At 46.4% G+C, this 20290-nt stretch carries 14 protein-coding genes and 1 pseudogene; 4 read left to right on the top strand and 11 right to left on the bottom strand.

Annotated elements, in window-relative coordinates:
• Nucleotides 1-12 precede the first annotated feature (12 nt).
• Nucleotides 13-792 carry a response regulator transcription factor gene (locus H6F56_RS09365; protein ID WP_190667101.1) on the bottom strand — a complete coding sequence of 260 codons (780 nt, stop codon included), beginning with the start codon at nucleotides 790-792 and terminating at the stop codon, nucleotides 13-15.
• Between the two features lie 207 nt (nucleotides 793-999).
• Here H6F56_RS09365 and H6F56_RS09360 point away from each other — a divergent pair, with 207 nt between their 5' ends.
• From H6F56_RS09360 to H6F56_RS09350, 3 genes are all read left to right on the top strand, one after another.
• On the top strand, nucleotides 1000-1500 hold the full coding sequence (locus H6F56_RS09360) for a hypothetical protein (protein WP_190667099.1): 501 nt from the start codon (nucleotides 1000-1002) through the stop codon (nucleotides 1498-1500).
• 34 nt (nucleotides 1501-1534) lie between these two features.
• Entirely contained in the window at nucleotides 1535-1783 is a 249-nt protein-coding gene (locus tag H6F56_RS09355; protein ID WP_190667096.1) for a DUF6761 family protein, read from the top strand.
• A gap of 191 nt (nucleotides 1784-1974) precedes the next feature.
• Nucleotides 1975-2232, top strand: coding sequence for a hypothetical protein (locus H6F56_RS09350; protein ID WP_199312656.1), 258 nt, complete (start codon nucleotides 1975-1977; stop codon nucleotides 2230-2232).
• Between the two features lie 22 nt (nucleotides 2233-2254).
• On the opposite strand, the gene H6F56_RS09345 is transcribed toward H6F56_RS09350, so the two are convergent.
• The 5 genes and pseudogenes from H6F56_RS09345 to H6F56_RS09325 all read right to left on the bottom strand — a co-directional run bounded on the left by H6F56_RS09345 (nucleotide 2255) and on the right by H6F56_RS09325 (nucleotide 5920).
• Nucleotides 2255-3805: an RNA-directed DNA polymerase gene (locus H6F56_RS09345; RefSeq protein ID WP_190667093.1), complete on the bottom strand. Its 1551-nt coding sequence runs from the start codon at nucleotides 3803-3805 to the stop codon at nucleotides 2255-2257.
• A 246-nt stretch (nucleotides 3806-4051) separates the two neighbouring features.
• Nucleotides 4052-4264 (bottom strand): annotated as a pseudogene (locus tag H6F56_RS09340) (GNAT family N-acetyltransferase); the annotation flags it as partial.
• A gap of 213 nt (nucleotides 4265-4477) precedes the next feature.
• Nucleotides 4478-4801 (bottom strand): Grx4 family monothiol glutaredoxin, encoded by a 324-nt coding sequence (gene grxD, locus H6F56_RS09335; RefSeq protein WP_190667091.1) that lies wholly within the window; start codon nucleotides 4799-4801, stop codon nucleotides 4478-4480.
• Nucleotides 4802-4865: 64 nt separating this feature from the next.
• Nucleotides 4866-5126, bottom strand: a complete 261-nt coding sequence (locus H6F56_RS09330; protein ID WP_190667089.1) for a BolA family protein — start codon at nucleotides 5124-5126, stop codon at nucleotides 4866-4868.
• Between the two features lie 134 nt (nucleotides 5127-5260).
• On the bottom strand, nucleotides 5261-5920 hold the full coding sequence (locus tag H6F56_RS09325; protein WP_190667087.1) for a hypothetical protein: 660 nt from the start codon (nucleotides 5918-5920) through the stop codon (nucleotides 5261-5263).
• Between the two features lie 365 nt (nucleotides 5921-6285).
• Here H6F56_RS09325 and H6F56_RS09320 point away from each other — a divergent pair, with 365 nt between their 5' ends.
• A complete protein-coding gene (locus H6F56_RS09320; RefSeq protein WP_190667085.1) occupies nucleotides 6286-8403 on the top strand; it encodes a S8 family serine peptidase in 2118 nt (705 codons plus the stop codon).
• 272 nt (nucleotides 8404-8675) lie between these two features.
• On the opposite strand, the gene H6F56_RS09315 is transcribed toward H6F56_RS09320, so the two are convergent.
• The 5 genes from H6F56_RS09315 to H6F56_RS09295 all read right to left on the bottom strand — a co-directional run bounded on the left by H6F56_RS09315 (nucleotide 8676) and on the right by H6F56_RS09295 (nucleotide 20238).
• Nucleotides 8676-10421: a CHASE2 domain-containing protein gene (locus tag H6F56_RS09315; RefSeq protein WP_190667083.1), complete on the bottom strand. Its 1746-nt coding sequence runs from the start codon at nucleotides 10419-10421 to the stop codon at nucleotides 8676-8678.
• Nucleotides 10422-10781: 360 nt separating this feature from the next.
• Nucleotides 10782-13319, bottom strand: coding sequence for a CHASE2 domain-containing protein (locus H6F56_RS09310; protein WP_190667081.1), 2538 nt, complete (start codon nucleotides 13317-13319; stop codon nucleotides 10782-10784).
• Between the two features lie 193 nt (nucleotides 13320-13512).
• On the bottom strand, nucleotides 13513-14289 hold the full coding sequence (locus tag H6F56_RS09305) for a DUF928 domain-containing protein (protein WP_190667079.1): 777 nt from the start codon (nucleotides 14287-14289) through the stop codon (nucleotides 13513-13515).
• 314 nt (nucleotides 14290-14603) lie between these two features.
• A complete protein-coding gene (locus tag H6F56_RS09300) occupies nucleotides 14604-17291 on the bottom strand; it encodes a CHAT domain-containing protein (protein ID WP_190667077.1) in 2688 nt (895 codons plus the stop codon).
• On the bottom strand, nucleotides 17284-20238 hold the full coding sequence (locus tag H6F56_RS09295) for a filamentous hemagglutinin N-terminal domain-containing protein (RefSeq protein WP_190667075.1): 2955 nt from the start codon (nucleotides 20236-20238) through the stop codon (nucleotides 17284-17286). The genes H6F56_RS09300 and H6F56_RS09295 overlap by 8 nt, the downstream gene beginning before the upstream one ends.
• Between the last annotated feature and the right edge of the window lie 52 nt (nucleotides 20239-20290).

The raw sequence follows: 20290 nt of genomic DNA, 5'->3' as shown, positions 1-20290 counted from the left end.
TTCTCAACGCCCCTAAAGCCGATGGCTTTCACCGGCTGCAACTTTAGACAACTGGCGCATCGGCAGACTTTTACCAGTGGCGTGTTCTGCCGATGGCATCGGGCTAGAGAGCACTTCCAGATTCAAGCGATAGCCCACATTGCGGACTGTTTGAATCAGGCTAGGTTGCCGGGGGTCGATTTCAATTTTCTTCCGCAGCGAGAGCACATGGGTGTCTATCGTGCGCGGATTGTCAATGGCATCTGGCCATGCTCGGCGCAGCAATTCTGGCCGGCTGAGTGGCAATCCCCCGGCTTGGGCCAAGACATAGAGCAAACTAAACTCTTGAGGAGTCAGTTCGATTGACTCTCCCTGAAAGCGGACTCGGCGCTGCACCAAGTCTATTTTCAGCTCGCCATAATCTAGACTGACTGGGGGTGTCATCGTTTTATGCCGGCGAAGCAGGGCTTCCACTCTGGCTAAAAACTCTTGCATCCCAAAGGGTTTTCTCAAGTAATCATCTGCCCCCGCCTTCAACCCTTCCACAATATCTGCTTCCGTGTTGCGAGCCGACAGCATTAAAATCATTGAAAGTTGCTGCCGGTGTAGCCACCGACAAAACTCTAGTCCATCGCCATCGGGCAGTTCAGAGTCAACGATCACCAGTGTGGGCTGCCGGTTAAAAAAAACATCCCTGGCATGACGGATATCAGCGGATTGGTGTACAGCATACCCAACTTGCTGTAAGTGCCAACCTAACAGGGAACGTAAGTGAGGATTACCCTCAACGATTTGAATAGAAACTAATACCACAGAAGTTCACCTTCACGTCGGTGGTTTTAAGAGTAACAAAGCATTTGTCATGGTTTTGTAACCACTGCTACTCCCTTTTGAGGTAAAAGGCTGAAGCCAAGGGTCAGCGTGTAAAGATTGCGTAAAATTTTCAAGACCGGCAACCCTAGGGCAGGACTTTCGGGAGATTCCGTTACAATAGTTTAAGAACCACTTTTGAAAAACTTCATGGCTGAAGCGTCGAGTTACAGAAAGATCACTGGTCGTGATCACCAGGACGCATCACTGGACTCTCGTTTGGCTGTGACTGCCGGCAACTCCCGCCAAAACGCAATTCTGAACGCCCCTTATCGGCGGCATCTGCTTAAAGACGCATCGCAAAATTCACCGAACGCTCAGCTGAGCCTTTATCATGAGGCTATTTTGGTCTTAAAAAATATAAAATTAAACCTTTTAGTAGACGAAACTGCTAGGTTGTTGCTGCTAGACTACGAATTCTATAGAAAGAATATTTTCTGGCCAGCCACTTTACCGGAGGCATTGATGAGTGAGCCGGCAATGACTAAAACGACAGAGAACCCGTACCGATTTTCTGACGCCTTGAACCTAACAGATCGAGACATTCAGTTAAAGCCGGAATGGGTTAACCCAATACCGAACAATGTGGCGGGGGGTTGCGTCTATCAAGTTAAAACCGTACGTTCGCCCCAGCTGACCAGGCCAACCTAAACCTTTTTCACTTACCTATCCGGAGGTCAGACTCATGCTTCAAGATACTCAAACCATCCGTCACTATCAAAAACTTACCGACGCTCTCGTTGAAATGTGGAATAAAGGTTACCGCTTCGGCGATCTGAGGCTTTATTTAGATGGCTATTTAGCTGCTCTCCGGCACACGAATGCAATTGAACCTTATTTGATCCACAGATTAGAAGAAGAGGCAGCTAGATATATCTACGACCCGTCTAACTTTGAAATGCCCATGCCACAACCTAAATCGGACTATTATTAGTTACGTTTTCTATTCAGGAAAATTCCTGAGCGTGCCGGCATCATCTCTGAAAATTTTGCCGGCTTTTCGCATCTGCAACGCGAAAAAATACAGATACTTCAAATTGGCGTTAGCAGCCGATTCTAGAACTTTCCTGTCAACAGGACTAAGTAGAAGGATAGGAGGTGATATCACTAAATTATATTCAAACTATGAATCTAACAGTCACACTTGACTCTCCAAGCATTAATAAATATATCATATCTGATATAAATGGTGGGTGTATAGACGAAACAGATAAACCGTTAGTGTGGCTGCATGGGGAAGTTAAAACTCCTCCTTTTAGCCAAGAAGCACGCACAGAAACAGGTGTTTTATTGAGACGGTTGCAGCAGGGCGAAAATTTAGGGTTGCCTCACTCAAGACCAATGCCAAGTATTGGGGCACACTGCCATGAACTGCGGGTTTGAGATGCAGGGAAGAACTGGAGAATTATCTAAAGCTTAATACATATCGAGCTATAGCACGATCAATTAAATCTTCACTACTTCTCAAAACTTGATTCATCCATACTGTACGTTCACGCACACCCAATATGCTTGCAGCTAGTAGTAATGACCACCGATCTAAAGCTCCAAATTGCTGCCAGTTAGATCGATGCTCCTTCACCCAACTTTCATGGGCAAAAAGTCTAGCGTAATCTGCTTGAAAACGCAAAGGCTTTAACTCTCCAACTACAAAATCTCGAACTACTTGTGATTGTGAGTAAGCTTGATGCCGAGTTATAAGCCATCTCAGCCACATTGAGCAAAAAGAACTTTTAGTAATAATGGAGGGCTTAGCGATTATTTTTTCAAAGCGATCTAAATTTCTGTTGATAGCAGCTTCATTCATTACGCTATCAAGATAAAGGCATACATCTCGAAAAACAGGAGAAAAGAATTCGATATTATCAAGAAGGGGCGCAATAATAGCCCTAAGCCTTGCGTGTTTTGCACGTCGAAGAAGATGGCGAGCGAGTCCAAGATCTAGTGAATCGTGCCCAAGGATACTATCCATCATACTGTTTAAAAGTTGACTTCGCTCTTCAGAAGTTAATTTATCCCATGAAGGGGGATTCTCTACATAAGCTGTCCGAAAAGCAAGACTTGTTTGACTAGCTATAGACTGTGCAATATTTGCATGTATAACAGCTCTTTCTCTTGAATCAGATGAGTCAAGATAGCGGTCAATTAATTCTGCACTAGGCAAAATAAAAGTCTTCTCTGAGGATAGAGTCAATCTGTGGTTCTTATAGAGATATCCAACAAGATCTTGCAATATTGTTTCTAGCTCTAACTCCGAATTTGAGAAAATTCGGAAATCGTCAACATAACGAACATAGTCACAACCTCTCTGTTGAATCCACTGATCGACATCAAGTAATGCTGTTTCTGCAAGAATAATACTAGGAGCTGGACCAACAGGTATCCCAATTGATACACGCTCATTAAGATTAAGCATGAATTCCTCTACAGCAGAGGAAATAGTTGCGAGCCTAGAATCACAAAGTTCAATAGCTGACTGCAAGCGATGGAGATATATCTGGTTGTAAAAAGCAGCAATATCTGTAATTAGGACATAATCAAAATTCTTTGCTAGTTCAAAAGACTTTGATGTATAAGATTGAAAGCCATTGTGCCCTTCATCAAAAAAGTCACCTCGCTCATTTACGCTAAGTTTATACGAAAAAACACGATCACCTAATTTTTCACGGCGTGTGTCAATGTATGGTGCAAGAGTATAGGCTATTGCCGCATAAGCTAATGAATCAAGTGGGTTTGGATCATGCACAACACGATAGCCACCCCTTGCTTTAGGAGCTTGCATTGATAAAGGGAGACGTCCGAGTTCCTGAATAGGTTTACCAGATAAAGACTTAACGACTTCGTCCCAATCCGCCCAAAGTGCATCTAGAACGTCTAAAGATGGGAAAAAATCAGAAGTATAAAAGCGTTGGATGTGGCTACGTGCAAACTCTAAAGATTTTTTCGATAGCTGCATGGTTAAACCTCGATTTATAGAACCCAAAAACGCAGCGGCGGTAGATACTCTCCAATTCAGCACCAGTGACTTTCGACTTCGCTGCCGTGAAGTATTAGCTGGCTGGTAGTTGCCATGAAAACTATTTACGACTCTGCTGCAATTACCCTCAAATTTATATCTAAATTGTAATAAGTTCTATGCCCAGCATATAGAAAATCTGTGAATCAGTAGGTAACGTGAAACCAAAAATCAACACATCTGCACTTAAAGCTTCTTGAAGTATCTGGCAACTGGGAATAGCTCGAAGTCTACCTTTTCATAGGTGTGACGGGCTGGGGCATGACCGGCATCGCCCCCAGTCTCAACCATAGCAAGAGACATCCCAGCATCTTTCATCCAAGCCAGAGCGAATTCTATCAGATCACTACCAATACCGCGACCTTGAAAGTCTGGATCGACAGCAACCATGTAGATTTCACCCCTATTGTCCTCTGAGGGTAGTTTCTACGGCTACAAAGCCCACAGTAGAACCTGCGTCGATAGCAACCCATACATCAAGGTTTCAGCTTTTTTGCTATCCCCTAGGCTTAATATTTAGATTTAAGAAAGATCAACAATAAAAAAAACCCTTGTGAGTTCTTTGCGTACCAAACTTCTGCAAGGGGTTTTTCAACTTAAGATCATGAAAGTTTAAGAAGCAAGAGCGACTTCTAGCATCTCCTGCAATTCGCCCTTTTGGTACAGCTCAATCATAATATCAGAGCCACCAACAAACTCGCCATTAATGTAAACTTGGGGAATGGTTGGCCAGTTGGAATACTCTTTAATTCCCTGCCGAATTTCCCAATCTTCCAGAATATCAATGGTTTCGTAGGGAACTCCCATCGCGTTGAGAATCTGCACCACATTGTTAGAAAAACCACACTGGGGCATCAACTTATTGCCCTTCATAAACACCAAAATTTTGTTTTGCTGTACTAAATTGTCAATTCGCTCTTTCAGTTCTGGGTTCATGGTTGCGCTTGGACTTCCTTTGTCGTCTTGTGTGGATCTAGTGTTTAGTTTATCGTTCTTGAAGCTAGACCGGCTGACCGGCAGCCGCCCACGACTGGGGCGTATAAGTCTTTAAAGCAAGGGCGTGAATGGCTTCTGTAGACATCGCCTCGCGCACAGCACCATAAACCAATTGATGCTGCTGCACCAGTCCTTTGCCTTCAAATAGCGATGAAACGACCGTTACCTGATAGTGATCGCCACCGCCGGTTAAATCTTGAACCAGCACTTGGGCATCTGGCATTTGAGCCTTGATCATTGCCTCTACCCGATCGGGGCTAACCATTGCTACTCCTGAGTTTCCTGTCGCTTCTCTATCTAATTTAACTTTAGCGGGTTTCTCCTTGCCGGCTCAACTGAAGTCAGACTAGAAATTGAGCTAGCTTAGGCAAAACCCATCAAATCGTCCCATCCCGCTGATTATTGCGCGGAACCCCCAGAAGACGAGCTAGGCTCATCACTACGGGGTCTGGGGTAAGGTGAATCCACAAATCCTAGTTCAAACAACTGCTGATAGGCTTTTTGGCCTAAGTCGCGCGTCGGTTGCTGAGAGCGAATAATCTGAACCAACAGCGGCACAGCTAATTCCGGCTTGTTTTGCGCCCGATGCACCAGCGCCAGCTGGTAAGTTGCCTGATCTCGCATCTGGGCTGTTTCTAGGGCTTTTTTGCGAAGACTGTCAGCAATCCGGCTATCAATCCCGGAAAAGCTAGAACCCAACTCTTGATAAAAATTCGACAGCTGGTTGAAAACCTGACGGGCTTCCACAAGCTTTTTAGCAGCCCCATCATAGTCTTGAGAGGCAACTGCATCGCTCGCTTCATCCATCAAGCGTTGCCCTCCCTGAAGACTCAACAAGCTGGTATCGAGTACCATCGGACGAATAGTGTCCGGTTCTGTCGAGTCCCCAGGTTCGGGAACATCAATGGGAGTTGCAGGGTTTGCCGGCTCAAGCGGAATTGTATTCTCTGGCTCGGCAGATTCCTGGGCGCGGACACTGGCCAGAGGCAGTAAAGTTAAAATTGCCGTCAGCGGGATTACAGAAAATAAACAAAGGAGGCGAATAGTTCCAGATACCATAAAGTACCTTGTATGTGCGTACTTAAAAATCGGAGCGATACAAACTTCGGGTATCTTATTTAAATCCCTGAAGCGGGGTTTTTCAACTCGCCCGCCTCTACCGCCCACAGAATCGTAACACAGACATGGGCGGTTTGTAACAATCCAATAAGAACTGAAGTTAATATGGCGAAACATCAACGGATGCGAGTCTGACACCCCACAAACTTAGCTGAAGTATTCTTCAACTCCCCGAATGTAAATCAGGCAGACTGAGAAAAACATGAGAGCCGGCAAGACTCAGATAAAATCCGTTACTGTCAGCAACACATTTAAATGAGACTCAGTTTGTGAAATAACAACTGTATCACTAGAGGCACGCTTCTATGACCAATCCAGTTAATTCAACCAATTCTTCTCAAAACAATTTTCCCGGTGTGGGCGTCCCCGAAGAAAGCGTGGGTTTCATCTTACAACGGGGGGGTGATGAATTAGCGCTGGAAAAGGTCAGTGATCGGTTCACCGTGCGCCCCGCCGGCACCGGCACCCTATCGGAGGATTGGGCACAACTTTGGGGGGCCGTTCGCCATAGGAGCGTACCGCAAGCCAAGCTAGTAGAATACACCGTTGAACCGGCTCTCCTCGAACAAGCCATGCAAGCAGCGCGACATTCAGAAGCCGTTGCCTTTGTCAGTCATGTTTACCACATTAAGAACAACCCAGAGCAACTGCTCTACCTCACGGACGAGTTGACTATCCAGTTTAGTGATTCTGCCGATCCAGCAACGCGGGATGCCATTGCCGCGGCAGCGGGACTGCGTCAGATTCGTCTACTCGCAGGAATTGCCAACACCTTTATCTTTGAAGTCACCAAGCAAGCGACGGAAAATCCGATTAAAATTGCCAACCGGCTCACCGGCAACCGGGCCGTATTGGTTGCTGAACCGAATATTGTAGTAGAAACAGTTCCTCACTACCGGCCTCGTGACACCCTCTATCCCAAGCAATGGTATCTTTACCACGCCGGCGGCCCGGAATTAGCAGCCGGCGCTCATATTGATATTGAGAAAGCGTGGGATATCACTCGCGGGGTGCGTTCTGTCGTCGTGGCTGTTGCCGATGATTCAGTTGACCTCAACCATCCGGATTTTCAAGGTTTGGGTAAAATTGTTGCCCCGCGTGACTTTAAAGCCAAAGACTTTGTGCCAATGCCGGGGGAAGATGAAGACAACCACGGCACCGCTTGTGCCGGCGTTGCGGTTGCGGAAGAAACTGGCAGCGGCATTGTAGGGGTGGCCCCCGGTTGTGCCTTGATGCCGTTACGCACCACAGGTTTTCTCGATGACAGTTCGATTGAGCAGCTGTTTGAGTGGGCCATTGCTAAAGGGGCCGCCGTGATTTCTTGTAGCTGGGGTCCCTCGGCTGTTTATTTTCCACTGTCCTTGCGCCAAAGTGCCGTTGTGCATCGCGCCGCAACAGAAGGGCGCAACGGCAAGGGTTGCGTCATACTCTTTGCTGCCGGTAATGCCAACCGGCCCACAACCGGCACCATTAATGAGCGAGGCTGGCCTAACAACATTTTGCAGGGCCAAACGAAATGGCTAGGCGGTTTTAGCGTTCACCCGGACGTGATGACGATTTCTGCCTGCACCAGTTTGAATAAAAAAGCCGCTTATAGTAATTGGGGTCCAACTATATCTGTTTGCGCCCCCAGCAATAATGCGACCCCCGGAATGTGGCTGCAAGAAACCGGCTATATCAACACAGCGCCGCAAGTGACAGTCCCTCTAGCCGGTCAAGGGGTTTTCACTGCTGATCGCATGGGTCCTCTCGGTTACGATGCGGAGGATTACACCGGCTATTTTGGCGGCACTTCTAGCTCTACCCCCGTGGTTGCCGGTGTTGCAGCGTTAGTGCTTTCTGTTAATCCTGATTTGACTGCTCAGGAAGTCAAGCAAATCCTACAAAATACCGCAGATAAAATTACTGATCGAGAACCCGATCCGCAACTGGGTATCAACATGGGCACTTATGACGCCAACGGACACTCCCAGTGGTTTGGCTATGGCAAGGTGAATGCTTTTAAGGCAGTGCAGGCGGCACAAAAGCAAGTGACCTCATTGAAAGTCAGCCGGCAACTACAAGGGCGCAATGACACCAGCGTGGCAATTCCCGATTATGACTTGCGGGGTATTACCAGCCCTATCCAAATGAATGATACGGGTGCTGTGCGCGATATTCGCATCGGTGTGGATATTGAACACAGCTTTATGGGAGATCTGGAGATTTATTTAATCGCCCCTACCGGCAAGATCGTTTTGCTGCAAGGACGTACCCAAGGGCGCAATAAGCGATTACAGATAGCCTATTCTCTGCAAACAACGCCAGTGCTGAAGCTGTTGATCAATCAGCCGGTGAAAGGTGTTTGGCAGCTGCGCGTCATTGACAGTGCCCTAGAAGACACCGGCAAATTGCTAAGTTGGGAATTAACTTTAGGCATCTAATCTGCATTCATCTGTATATACCTGTCGGCACTCTGCACTATCATCTGTATCCATCTGCGTATGCCTGCGGCACGCTTCGCTATCATCTGCGTGCATCTGCGGTTAAAAAATCAAAAAAATACCCTTTTAAAACAAGTCAATCCTTAGGAAGAAACTGCCAAATCAACCCAGACCACCCCATCAAAAACCTTTTTGTATAACCTCAAAGGTGATTTTAATATTGTGTGAACTGACACGCTGTTTTTTCTAAAGTTTTGCGAGAATTGGAGCCTTTACAAAGTCTTTAATTCTCGCCGGCTGACCCGATCTCGCCCCATTTTTTTTGCCTCATAAAGCGCCTCATCAGCCATTTTAATCAACTCCACCGGCAACCCTTCAAAATCTGCAATCGTACTAGCTAGCCCACAACTGAGCGTAACATACTCACTGACTTGGGAATTGATGTGAGCGATTTGTAAAGCTTTAACTTGGAAGCAGATTTTTTGAGCAACTTGCCAAGCCACTTCTGCATTTGTATCAAGCAGAATTACTACAAATTCTTCTCCCCCATAACGCGCAATTAAATCGGTAGGACGTACAGCATCGCCAATCGCTTTAGCAACTTGTTGTAAGCACCAATCACCGGATTGATGACCATAAGTATCATTGTAAGTTTTGAAATAATCAACATCGCATAAAATTATAGACAGCTCTCGTTTTTCCTGTGCAGATTGCAACCATTGTTTCTCAATATATTCGTTAAAATAACGGCGATTGGCGATCTGAGTCAAACCATCTAAGGATGCCAAACGATGCAATTTGTGATTGTAGTAACCGGCCATCACAATCGCAGACGTGATCAAAGCGACAATTGGTGCAACCACAGGAATCCACCAACCATTTAAAAAAACAAGATAACTGGCACCAATCGGACTGGCTACGGCCCCGATTACCGCCCCAATATTCCAGATAGGGAATACTTTTTTTCCCAACGCGTTTTGCTGTAGCCATCCCCAACAGCCTGCCGCGCCGGCAAAAGACCAAACCACAAACCATAACCACTCCACTGTATCAGGCCAGAATCGGATCAAGCGACGCCCTTCTAGGGCAGCACTTAAAATTTGGCTGGTTAAATTAGCGTGAATAAAAACCCCTGGGGTGCGAGTCGGGTTGCCCGTAAAACTATTGCCATAGGGAGTAAAAAAAAGGTCATTAAAACTTTGGCCGGTCGCGCCAATTAAAACGATGCGATCTCGCAAACGATTAGGCTGTATTCGGTTTTGTAACGCATCTTTTAGGGATAAGGTCTCGAAGTTCTCTCGTGTTCCCCGATAGTTCAGCAAAATTTGATAACCGCCGGCATCAGCTTTGGCATAGCCCCCCTCATTGCCTTTTAATGGCACAAATAAAGCTTTTCCTAACTTTAAGTGCTTCTTTCCGGCATCCGCCATTTCTAAGCCAATGCCCTTTTCCTTCAGATAAATCAGCGCTAAACGTGCCGCCAAGCTTAGTTGCGAGGATTCATTTTCATTCGGTTTCACTGATAGCAAGCCCCGCCGCACTTTGCCATCTGCATCGATGACTAAATCTGCTAAAGCGACTTGATTTTGTCGCTTTAAAATCACTGGTGGGGTTACCGTTTCACCCACAACTTTCTCAACGGCAATCAGATTGGGTGTAGTCTGGTAGACTTTCACCAATGCGTTATGCCCTGGTTGCACCGGCAGATTTCGATACAGATCCATGCCAATCGCCAAGGGCTGCTGTTTTTTTAAGTTTTCGATTAATTTAGCCAGCACTGCATCAGACATGGGCCACTGCCCAAGGCGCTTAATATCTGATTCATCAATGGTGACAACCACAATGCGCGGATCGACGGGTTCGCGGGGGCGCAGGCGAAAAAATTTATCAAGCGTCGCCCACTCTAAAAGCTGGAAGCAGCCAAAAGAGTTAGCAATAATCACTAATCCTGCTACACAAGGGGCCGCAATCAGTGCCTCTTTGTACTGCCCGATTCGCTTTCCAATCTGTTTCCACATAGAAGATCGCCCGCACCCAAAACTGACTTCATCAATCGATTTTTTTGCTATAATATAGTTTAATTATTTTTTCTTGAAATAATTTTCCTGATCGCTTTCTTTGAACTCTTCACTATTCTATGAGGATTTGCCACTTAACCGCAATCGCCGGCTCTATACTATTTAACCGACTTCCCAAATTTTTCATACTTTTACCTCCTCTGCTCTTGAGTGAATGTGCAAAAAGCTCGTCTATTTTTTGTATTGCTAACTTTCTAAACCGGACGCTAATGCAGAAATTTTTATTAATAGTCACCCTTAACGTTTAAATTTTTGTCTTTTTAATTTTTGTAAAGCATTTGTAAAATTTTAACGATTTATTCAAATTTGCTTAGAGCCTTCAACTATCTGTTGCCGGCAGCGTTCTAAATAACTTTTAGCAACCCGATCTTCAGGATAAGTTTTTAAGCACTTTTGAAACTGTTGCGCGGATTCCCAGAAACGACCCAAATTGTAAAGAAGTAAAGCTTTTTCAAAAGTTGTTTTGGTTTCGAGCTTGGCTGCTTTGATGTCCGCCGGATCGGCATCAAATATTTCATAAACTGTAATCATCTGCGATTTTCCTTTAACTTTAACTTTGTCAATCAACCGAAACGCATAATCGCACGGATTTTTAAGCGCTAGAAAAGTTTGTCCTGAAATTAATAAAGACACGCCATAAGTTTTTGTTAAGCCTTCAATGCGGGAAGCTAAATTAACGGCATCACTGATAACCGTTCCATTCATGCGGGAATTACTTCCAACGGTGCCCAACATTAAAGATCCGGTATTAATGCCAATGCCAATTTGAATCGGTATATAACCTGAATTAATTCGAGCTTGATTATATTCGGCTAGCTTAGTGAGCATAGAAATTGCCGCTCTAAGCGCGTCATCTGCTCCTTCACTAAATAAAGCCATAATCGCATCACCAATATATTTATCAATAAAGCCGTGATTTTCAGTAATTGCCGGCTCCATTCGAGACAAATAGGCATTAATAAATTTAAAATTATCTTCTGGTGTCATGGCTTCCGATAAGGTGGTAAAGTCGCGAATATCGGAAAACAGCACAGACATTTCTAGTTGAATGTTGTCTCCTAATTTAGCATCAAGAATACTTTCATATCCTAAGAGATTGAGGAATTCATGTGGCACAAACCGCCCGTAAGCATCGGTAATTTCTAATTCAGCATCCAGGGCTTTTTCTAAATTGCGATTCAGTTCAAACAGTTGTTTAGTAAATTTTTCTCGTTCGGCTTCAGCTTGTTTGCGTTCTGTAATATCTTGAAAGGCGACAATTGCATAAGTAACATTACCAGAGTCATCAAAAATAGGAGTTCCCCAAGTTTCGATGGGAATAACTTTGCCTTCTTGATGAATTTCGATATCATAAGTGCTTGTTCGTTCACCTCTGAGCGCTCGCACAATCGATAATTCTTCTGAAGGATAAAGTTGATTGGTGCCGGCAATATAAAGTTGATAAACCTCTGATAATTGATCGACTGTTGCGGAGCAGATCACGCCTTGACCGAGTAACTGCTGTGCCTTCTGATTTGTATAGCACGGCCTGCCGCTGCTATCGAGGACAGCTACTGCAACTGACATTGCTTCTAAGAATTGAGATAATTTTCTCTCACTTTCGCGCTGCACTCCCCGATTGTAATAACCGGCAACCGTAATGGCAGATAGCAAAAAAGCAACTAATGGCGAGATAGTAGGAATCCACCAGCTAACCAAAAATGCAACATAGCTGGTGCCAATCAAAATAGTTACCGGCACTAAAATTCCATTGCCGAGAACCATCCATCTCAAGACTATATTTTGTCTAAATAGTTTGGAAACCAGTAGCGTCCAACTTACGGAAGCGCCGGCAAAAGACCAAGCTAAAACCCACAGCCACTCCATCGGCTCATGCCAAACCTTGATAAATGGACGCCCTTCTAAGGCAGCACTCACAATTTGGCTGGTTAAATTGGCGTGAATCACAACCCCTGGCGTGCGACTAGGGCTGCCGGTAAAACTATTGCCGTAGGGAGTCAAAAAAAAGTCATTAAAACTTTGCCCAGTGACGCCAATTAAAACAATCCGATCTCGCAAACTCTTCGGGTCTATCCGGTTTGCTAACGCATCTGTTATCGATATGCTCTTAAAGTTATTTCGCATCCCCCGATAATTCAGCAAAATTTGATAACCGCCGGCATCAAGACCAACATAGCCTCCCTCATTGCTTTTTAAGGGCACAAATAAAGCTCTGCCTAACTTTAAATGCATCTTGCCGGCATCTACCCTTTCTAAGCCAATGCCCTTTTTTTCCAGATAGATTAGTGCCAAGCGCACCGCCAAGCTTAATTGCGAGGGTTCCTTTTCATTCGGTTTGACTGACAGCAAACCCCGCCGCACTTTGCCATCTGCATCAAGGACGAAATCTGCTAAAGCGACTTGATCTTGTTTCTTTAAAATCCCTGGTGGGGCAACCGTCTCGCCCGCCACTTTCTCCACGCCAATCAGATTAGGTGTGGACTGGAAGACTTTTACCAATGCCTCATGCCCTGGTTCCACCGGCAGATTGCGATACAGATCCATGCCGATCGCCAAGGGCTGCTGTTTTTTTAAGTTTTCGATTAATTTAACCAGATCTGCATCAGACATTGGCCACTGCTTAAACCCAGTGATATCTGATTCATCAATGGTGACAATCACAATGCGCGGATCGACGGGTTCGCGGGGGCGCAGGCGAAAAAATTTATCGAGCGTTGCCCACTCTAGAAGCTGAAACAACCCAAAAGAATTTGCAGCAATCACTAAACCCGCTACCAAGGGGGCGCTCACGAGGACACCGCGCCATTGCCAAATTCGCTTGCTGAGCTTTCGCCCCATGTTTCCCCGGCATCTAGAAATGACATTCAAAACTGGGTCGATAGCCAAATTTCAATTAACTGACCCAGGGTCTGGAAATTAACCCAGTTTCTATCACCCCTAATCTTATTTAATTTTAGCGCTGCCCTGCTAAGAAGCTGCTGACAGTTATTGACTCTCAGCAGCTTCTCTATCGGTTAACATAACTTCTCCTTTACAAGAATGGCTGGGCTGCAATTGCCTCTAAACCCACGGATGTTAACAATTTCTTCCAGCTCTCTGCTAGGTTGGTATCTGCTGGTTGGGATTTTCTCAGTTCGCCTAGAGTGCTGATCGTATCTATCCAAATGCCAGCTTTTCCATACAGAGCTGCACGTTCTAGAGGGCTGGCATTGGCTAACTGGCTCTTAAGAGCTGCATCAGCTTCAATTCGTTTGATGCTTCCTTGGACGACGGGGCTATCTGGTCTGAGTCCTTGTTCGCCAACGATGATAAAAGCCCACTGATAATTCTTACCAATTTCCAAGGCCGGTGCATTATCTGGGAGTTGGAAACTGAGAATTCCCGAATTGCCGGCAATGGGGACTTTGGTTTGGTAAATATGTTGATTATTTTCATCGACCAAACTAAAAAATACTTGTTTAGCCGAGGTTTCGGGAACGTAAACCAAAAACACAGGGCGTTCTGCCACGGTTAGCCCCTCTTGAGTGGTCGGCATGAGCGGCTTGACACAGGAACTTTGCGCGGCTAACTCCTGAGAGCATTGGCCGCCGTTTCTAGACGCTCCCCCTGCTGTATCTTTGGGCTTTCCGGGTCCAGGAGGATCAAAAGTGATGCGGAGAACTGAAGCATCTGGAAGATTGGACGCTTGATTCACCGGCTGTTGTTGCGCTTTAGCCGATGGTTGCAGCCCAAGTATGGTAGCCATTGCCAGGAATACGCCGGTGGATAAGATCGCGATGGGTAAAGGTTTCTTTTGTTTAAACTTCATGGTGTTACCTCTTAGGGTTTTTTATTTAAGCCGACTTTATTAGCACCCTTTCATAATATTGTAAATCTTACTCGAGAAATAATTTAAAGATTTATTGAATGATTTTAGCGCTAATTCCCGATTAAAACAAAAGGTGACCAGTAAAAAGAAGGCTTAGACTCAGTTTTTTCTACAAAGTAAGCTGCGCTTAACGCAGAGCTTCAGCTTTGGATACACCAGATTGGTGAGTATTCGGAAATAGTTCGCCCAATACTGATTTATTTTAAGATTGTCAATCTCCCTGAAGAATTAATTTAGATATTTGGCGAATGATCTTAGCGCCAATTCCCGACCAGAATAAAAGGTGCCCAGTAAAAAGGATGTTCAGATCCAGGGTTCTTCAGCAGACTGAGTTGAGCTTGACGCAAAGCTTCAGCTTTGGATACACCAGATTGGGTGATTTTTCGGTAAAACTCACTCATCAGTTCGGCAGTAGATTGGTCTTTGACTGACCACAGGGTGGCTAGGGTACTGCCGGCCCCTGATCGCACAGCCACTCCTGCCAACCCCAACGCCGCCCGTTTATCACCGGCAGCCGTTTGACACGCACTCAAGATCAGCAATTCGATGGGGACGTTTTCTTGTTGTTCTCTGGATCGCAGCAAGCTTTCAAACTCTTTTACTTTGATTTTCTCATTCCAAGTCAGAATAAAAGTCTCGTCTGAGTTAGAGCTAAACTGCCCATGAGTCGCTAAGTGAACAACCGGATAATTCTTTGCAGTCAGCTGTTTTTGCAAGTTGGCGACAGTAAACTCTTGATTTAAAAAAATCTTTGCCGGCACCTCAGACGAAATCTGCTGCACTTCCATCTGTACTCCCGGCAGGGCTGAAAAACCTTGACGCGCCTCAGACAAGCCGGCGGTTAAAACCTTAATTTTCTCTTTTTGCAAAGACTGTGTGGCTAGCAGTTGCAGTCCAGGCGCTAGGGCAACACTATATTTTTCCACAAGATACTGCTTTCCATCGGAGAGTGCCGCCATTGGCAAATTCCGCAAAACTCCATCGAGCACAAAGACTAGGGTTTTAATTTCACTTTGGGCTAACTGCTTTTCTGTCGGCTCAATCAGCCAACTATAAACTTGTTGAGAAAGGCGTAACCGATCTTGATTGGCAAAAAATGGATTTAAAGATTCCAGAAACTGCCCCAAAATAGTTTCTACTTCATTTTGAGGTAAAACCGTCGTGTAATGGCTTAAAGGTTTTCCCGGTAGTGACAGGATCACTTCTAAGCGATCAGGCAAAATAATTGGGTAAATAACCGCAGCAGCTGGATCAAGTTGATCGATTTGCTGACGATTGATATCCAAACAAGCTTCCCGGAAAAAGTTATCCAATTCTGCCACTTGCAAGGCTTCAATCACTTCACGAGCTTTCTGGAGATTTTGCTGACTTGGATTAGATTGCAACAGCAAACTCACTAACTGCCGGTAAACAGGTTCAACACTCTCATTAAAAGAAAACTGAATATCAGGATTAATCGCGGCTAAGTCACTGCGAAGAGATTGCAGCGTATTAACAGCTTCTGTATAAGCGGAGATCGCACCAAAAGTATCGCCTTCCTGTTTCAAAATACGGCCTAGCTGTCCTTGCCAACGAGCCACAATATAATCAGCACTACTCGCTTGCGCCAGCACGAGGGCTTGCTCTGTCAAGCTTCTAGCCTCTTTCCACTGTGTGGAACCTTCATATAAATGTCCGAGTTGACCGAGGGCGTAAGATTCCGCTTTCGAGTCTCCCAGCATTTTCGCCTGCTCCACAGCTTTTGCTAGAGTTTTAGCGATTTGTTGGGCATTAAGGATTGGGGATGTGGCATTGTTTGGGTTCGGGTTACCTGAGCCGGTGTCCCATTTCATTAAACTTTCAGCGAAATTAACTTGAGCGTAAACACCGGCTCGGCTAGGGAGTATATTGCTCAGTTGTGATTCAATCTGGGGTAACAAGGATTGAGCATCTGCCCATTTTTTGGTTTCTAGGAGTAGGCTTAATAGATTGAGTTGAGCTTCTACTTTCGTGAGGGAATTTGGAGCATTTTCAGTTGCTTCTTGATAACTTTCTATGGCTTTATCAGTCTGTTGCAAAGCTCTATAACTATTTCCCAGACTCAAGAGGGTGGAACTGATCTCAGTTGGGGAATCGAGCTGTTGGGCAATGGCTAAACTTTGCGCGAGGACTTCTTGAGATTTGCCGACATCTCCCACAACTTGCAAGGTGTCGCCCAAACTCCGCAATCCTGTTATTTTGATTGAGGAATCGGGTTCGGCTTGCAGTTGTTGGCTGATTCGCTCTAAGGTGGTTTGCGCTCGCCGGTACAGTCCGAGGGTTTGCAGGGCTTGGGCTTGGTTAATTTGGCTGCCTAGAATGCCGACGCGATCTCCAATTTCTGTATAGGCTTTTTCTGCCTGTTTCCAACTCTCTAGAGCGGCTTCAGTTTGGCCGGTGGCTAGTAGTAAACTTCCTTGTGTATTGAGGGCTTGGGCAAGAACTTGTGTATGACCTTTCGCCCTTTGTTTATTGCCATTAAGTAAGTTAAGACTTTGGGTAATTGCTGTTTGCGCCGGCTCCCATTGTCCTAGTTCTTGATAAGCAATTGATAAATAGTTTAAACTGACCGCTTGATTAAGCCCATCACCCTGATTTTCATAATTTTTAACGGACTCTTCCCAGACAGCAGCCGCTTCAGAAAAGCGTCCCGAGTCGTAAAGGTTTCTGCCTTCTTCAAGAAAGTTTATTGATTGCGTATTTGGTGAGATGCCGGCATCCCCTTGAGCCGCAAAAATCTGTACTTGTTCACGACTATTAGATCCTAATGGAAACTCTAAACTCGAAAATTTAGAATCCAAAGGCTGTGCGGCGATACTCGGCAACACGGCTGTCACCACAAAGAAAGTGAGTAATCCTAACCCAATACTGGCAGGAATCGATGTCAAACGTTTCCAGAATTTGCCTATTATTCGCTTAATCATTGCAGTTAGCCGCCTGATTCCAAGAACTTGAAAGAGTCACATTCGGAGCTTTTGCCACCAGTTCAACGTGTCCTTTGGCATTGACTGTCCATCCAGTCGCTTCAACCAGTGGGGATGGGGGGTTGGAGACTGGGGCATTTGTGATGCTGGCTTGCTCCCGCGTTTCACCTCTTGCGAACTCTCCCACCGGGCGCAGATCTCGCCAGACTGCTGTGCCGGCAAGGGTTTGAGTTGGCTCGGAAGGTAAACCACCGCGTCCGGTAATCGTGAAACTGTTACCTTGTTTGGCGCAACCGGCAGATATTTGAGCCGGATCGGTTGGGCGTGCCGGCAGCTCGATTAACCCAGAAGCGGGGTCAACATTGGGGGTATTAATTTCCACGGTGCCGGTGAACTGAGGGCCAAGATTAGAGGTGGCGGCGATATCACTTTGCGGCGTGAGGACATCGCGAAACTGAATGCCAAAAATGCCTTGGGAGGTAATACTGACTCTGCCACCAAATCCTTCTTGGGCGTTAGCGGTAATATCACTATTTTCTAACGCGACCAAGGTTTCTGTACCAAGAGTGATGTTACCGCCATCCGTATTGCCGGCATCGGTTGTAATTCGGCTGCCCTGGCGCAATTGTAAGTCTTGGGTGCGAATTTGAATGTCACCACCGGCACCCGTTGTTGTGGCGGCGTTGAGTGTGCCTTGCCTCTCTAGGCGAACCGACTGGGCGTTAATATCAAGCGTTCCGGCGTCGCCAGTACCAAAACTCCGCACATCCAGCGCCGCCCCATCACGGACGATGACTGAACCTGCATTAATTTGCAAATCTCCGCCCGCCCCGCTTGCGACAAGCTGCGCTAAGTCTGCCCGTCCTGATGAGGTGACTAAAGTAGCGGGAAGGCCGGTTATTGGGGATATGCCGACCAACTCTAGCAACTCGGACGCATTCACGCGAATCGTTCCCCCAGATCCAGAACCCAGCGTTGCGCTTGAGACGATCGCTCCGTCGGAGATTTTTATATTCGGGCTGCTGATGGTAAGATTGCCGGCGGGCGAACCAGTGAACGTGGTGGTGCCAGGGCCGCTGGTGATGCTCCCATCCGCAGAAACGCCGTTAATTTCGATAGATTCGCTGGCATTAATCACAACATTACCCCCCGGCCCGCCAGTGGTCACGATGCCGGTGCCGAACACCCCGCCGCTATTTGCCACAATTAGCCCACCGGCTTGATTGACGACCCTTTTTGTGTCGATCTCAATGTCGCCGCCTGCGCCAGTGCCGAAAAAGCTAGTATTTGTAATCCCTGTGGATAGCAGGGCACCCGGTATCGTTGTTGAAACCTCCACCGACTCAGAAGCTTTGACAATCACATCTCCAGCCGATCCACTGCCGATGGTGGCGCTAGAAAGTATCGCCCCGTCCCGGATTGTTAGGGTGCCGGTGTTGACCGTGACGTTGCCGGTGGAACCGCTACTTCCCGGACCGGGTGCTGTGAGAATGCCAGAGGCAACGAGATTAACGGAACTGACAGCCTGAATGTCAATTTTTCCGCTATCACCTTGTGCTTTTGCCGGACTGAACATCAGCGCACCATTTTGCATAATCAGCGAGTTCGTCTCAATCGCCATATTCCCGCCGGTGCCGGTGCCACTGGCTATCGAAAACATACCGCCAATCCGATCCTCCGTTGGGCGAAACTGCCCCAATATAGCGGCACCGATGAGCAGTTCCATCGTGTCAAATCCTGTACCTACAAACACGGCTGAATCTGTAGCCCGCACAGTTAAATTCCCCCCGGTGCCGGCATCATAGGTGCTAGCTGATAAGAAGGCTGCCCCTTGAAGTTGGAAATTGTCGGTTTCAACCGTAAGATTGCCGCCGGCACCGGCACCAGCGGTATCACTTGATAAGCTGGTAAATGCTAGCGGGTTGCTGCCGGCCATTTGCACGGTTTGGCTGGCGCGAACGGTTAAATCTCCCCCTTTGCCGGCACCCAATGTTGTTGTAGATATCGAGGAATTGAGTAAGTTAAATTGCGCTGCTTGAATCTCGATGCCTCTGCCATTTTGATCGCCCAGGGTATCGGAAATTACGCTCGATCCCTCTCGAATATTGACGGTTTCGCCCCGCATCTTGATCGCGCCGCCGCCTATGCCGGTGGTGTTTACCGTCGCACCAGCGAGATCGATTGTACCGAACTGGGTAATGCCGGTGTATCCAAAGTTGCCGCCGGTAGCAGTTGGAGTGAGGCTAACGGTTCCCGAACTTTTTACCGCACCCAAATGCACTTCGCCCCCGCTTGCGGTTGCACTGCCGCCAGAGAAGATTACATCACCGCCAACAAGGGCTAAGGTTTGGCCGGCTTTGACTTGCAACCCTTCTGTTAAAGGTGCCGTTGAGCTGTCCGGGCGAGATTGATTGACAATTGTGCCCGGATTGATGCCAAATTGCAAACCAATCGGTACGTTAACTGTTAAAAGTGGTGATGATTGCAGATTTTTCGCGGAAAAAACATTCCCGTCTGCAAATTGGATGCTGTCGGCTGTGGTGCCGGTGAAAGAACCCCCAATATTTAACCGCGCATTTTGCCCAAAAATAATGCCATTCGGATTGAGCAAAAATAAATTGGCAGTTCCGTTGGCTCGAATTAATCCCTCAATATTGGAAATGTTGCTGCCGGTTACGCGAGTGAAAATGTTTTGAATGTCGGCGGAATTGTTAAAAAATGCTTCGATATGTGCCGGCACAGAAAATTCTTTAAAACTGTGAAAAAGATTGCTGCCGGCTTGGGTTCCTTCGTCAATTTGAATTATATTGTCGGTTGGGGTTACTTCTGTATTGTTCGGCAGCGTTGTATCTGGTATAACTTGCGCGTGAGCGATAGGGGAAATTGCACAATAGCCAAGTGCAAAACCAATGATCCAGGCTGGGTGATATTGGAAAAGACGATACATAAATTTTTCAAGATAAGTTAAGCAACCTCCTGTTGTGCACCTGATTACCTGA

The organism is Microcoleus sp. FACHB-672, assembly GCF_014695725.1.
In the GTDB taxonomy this organism is placed as follows: Bacteria; Cyanobacteriota; Cyanobacteriia; order Cyanobacteriales; family Oscillatoriaceae; genus FACHB-68.
This window is presented reverse-complemented; position numbering and strand designations above follow the sequence as displayed.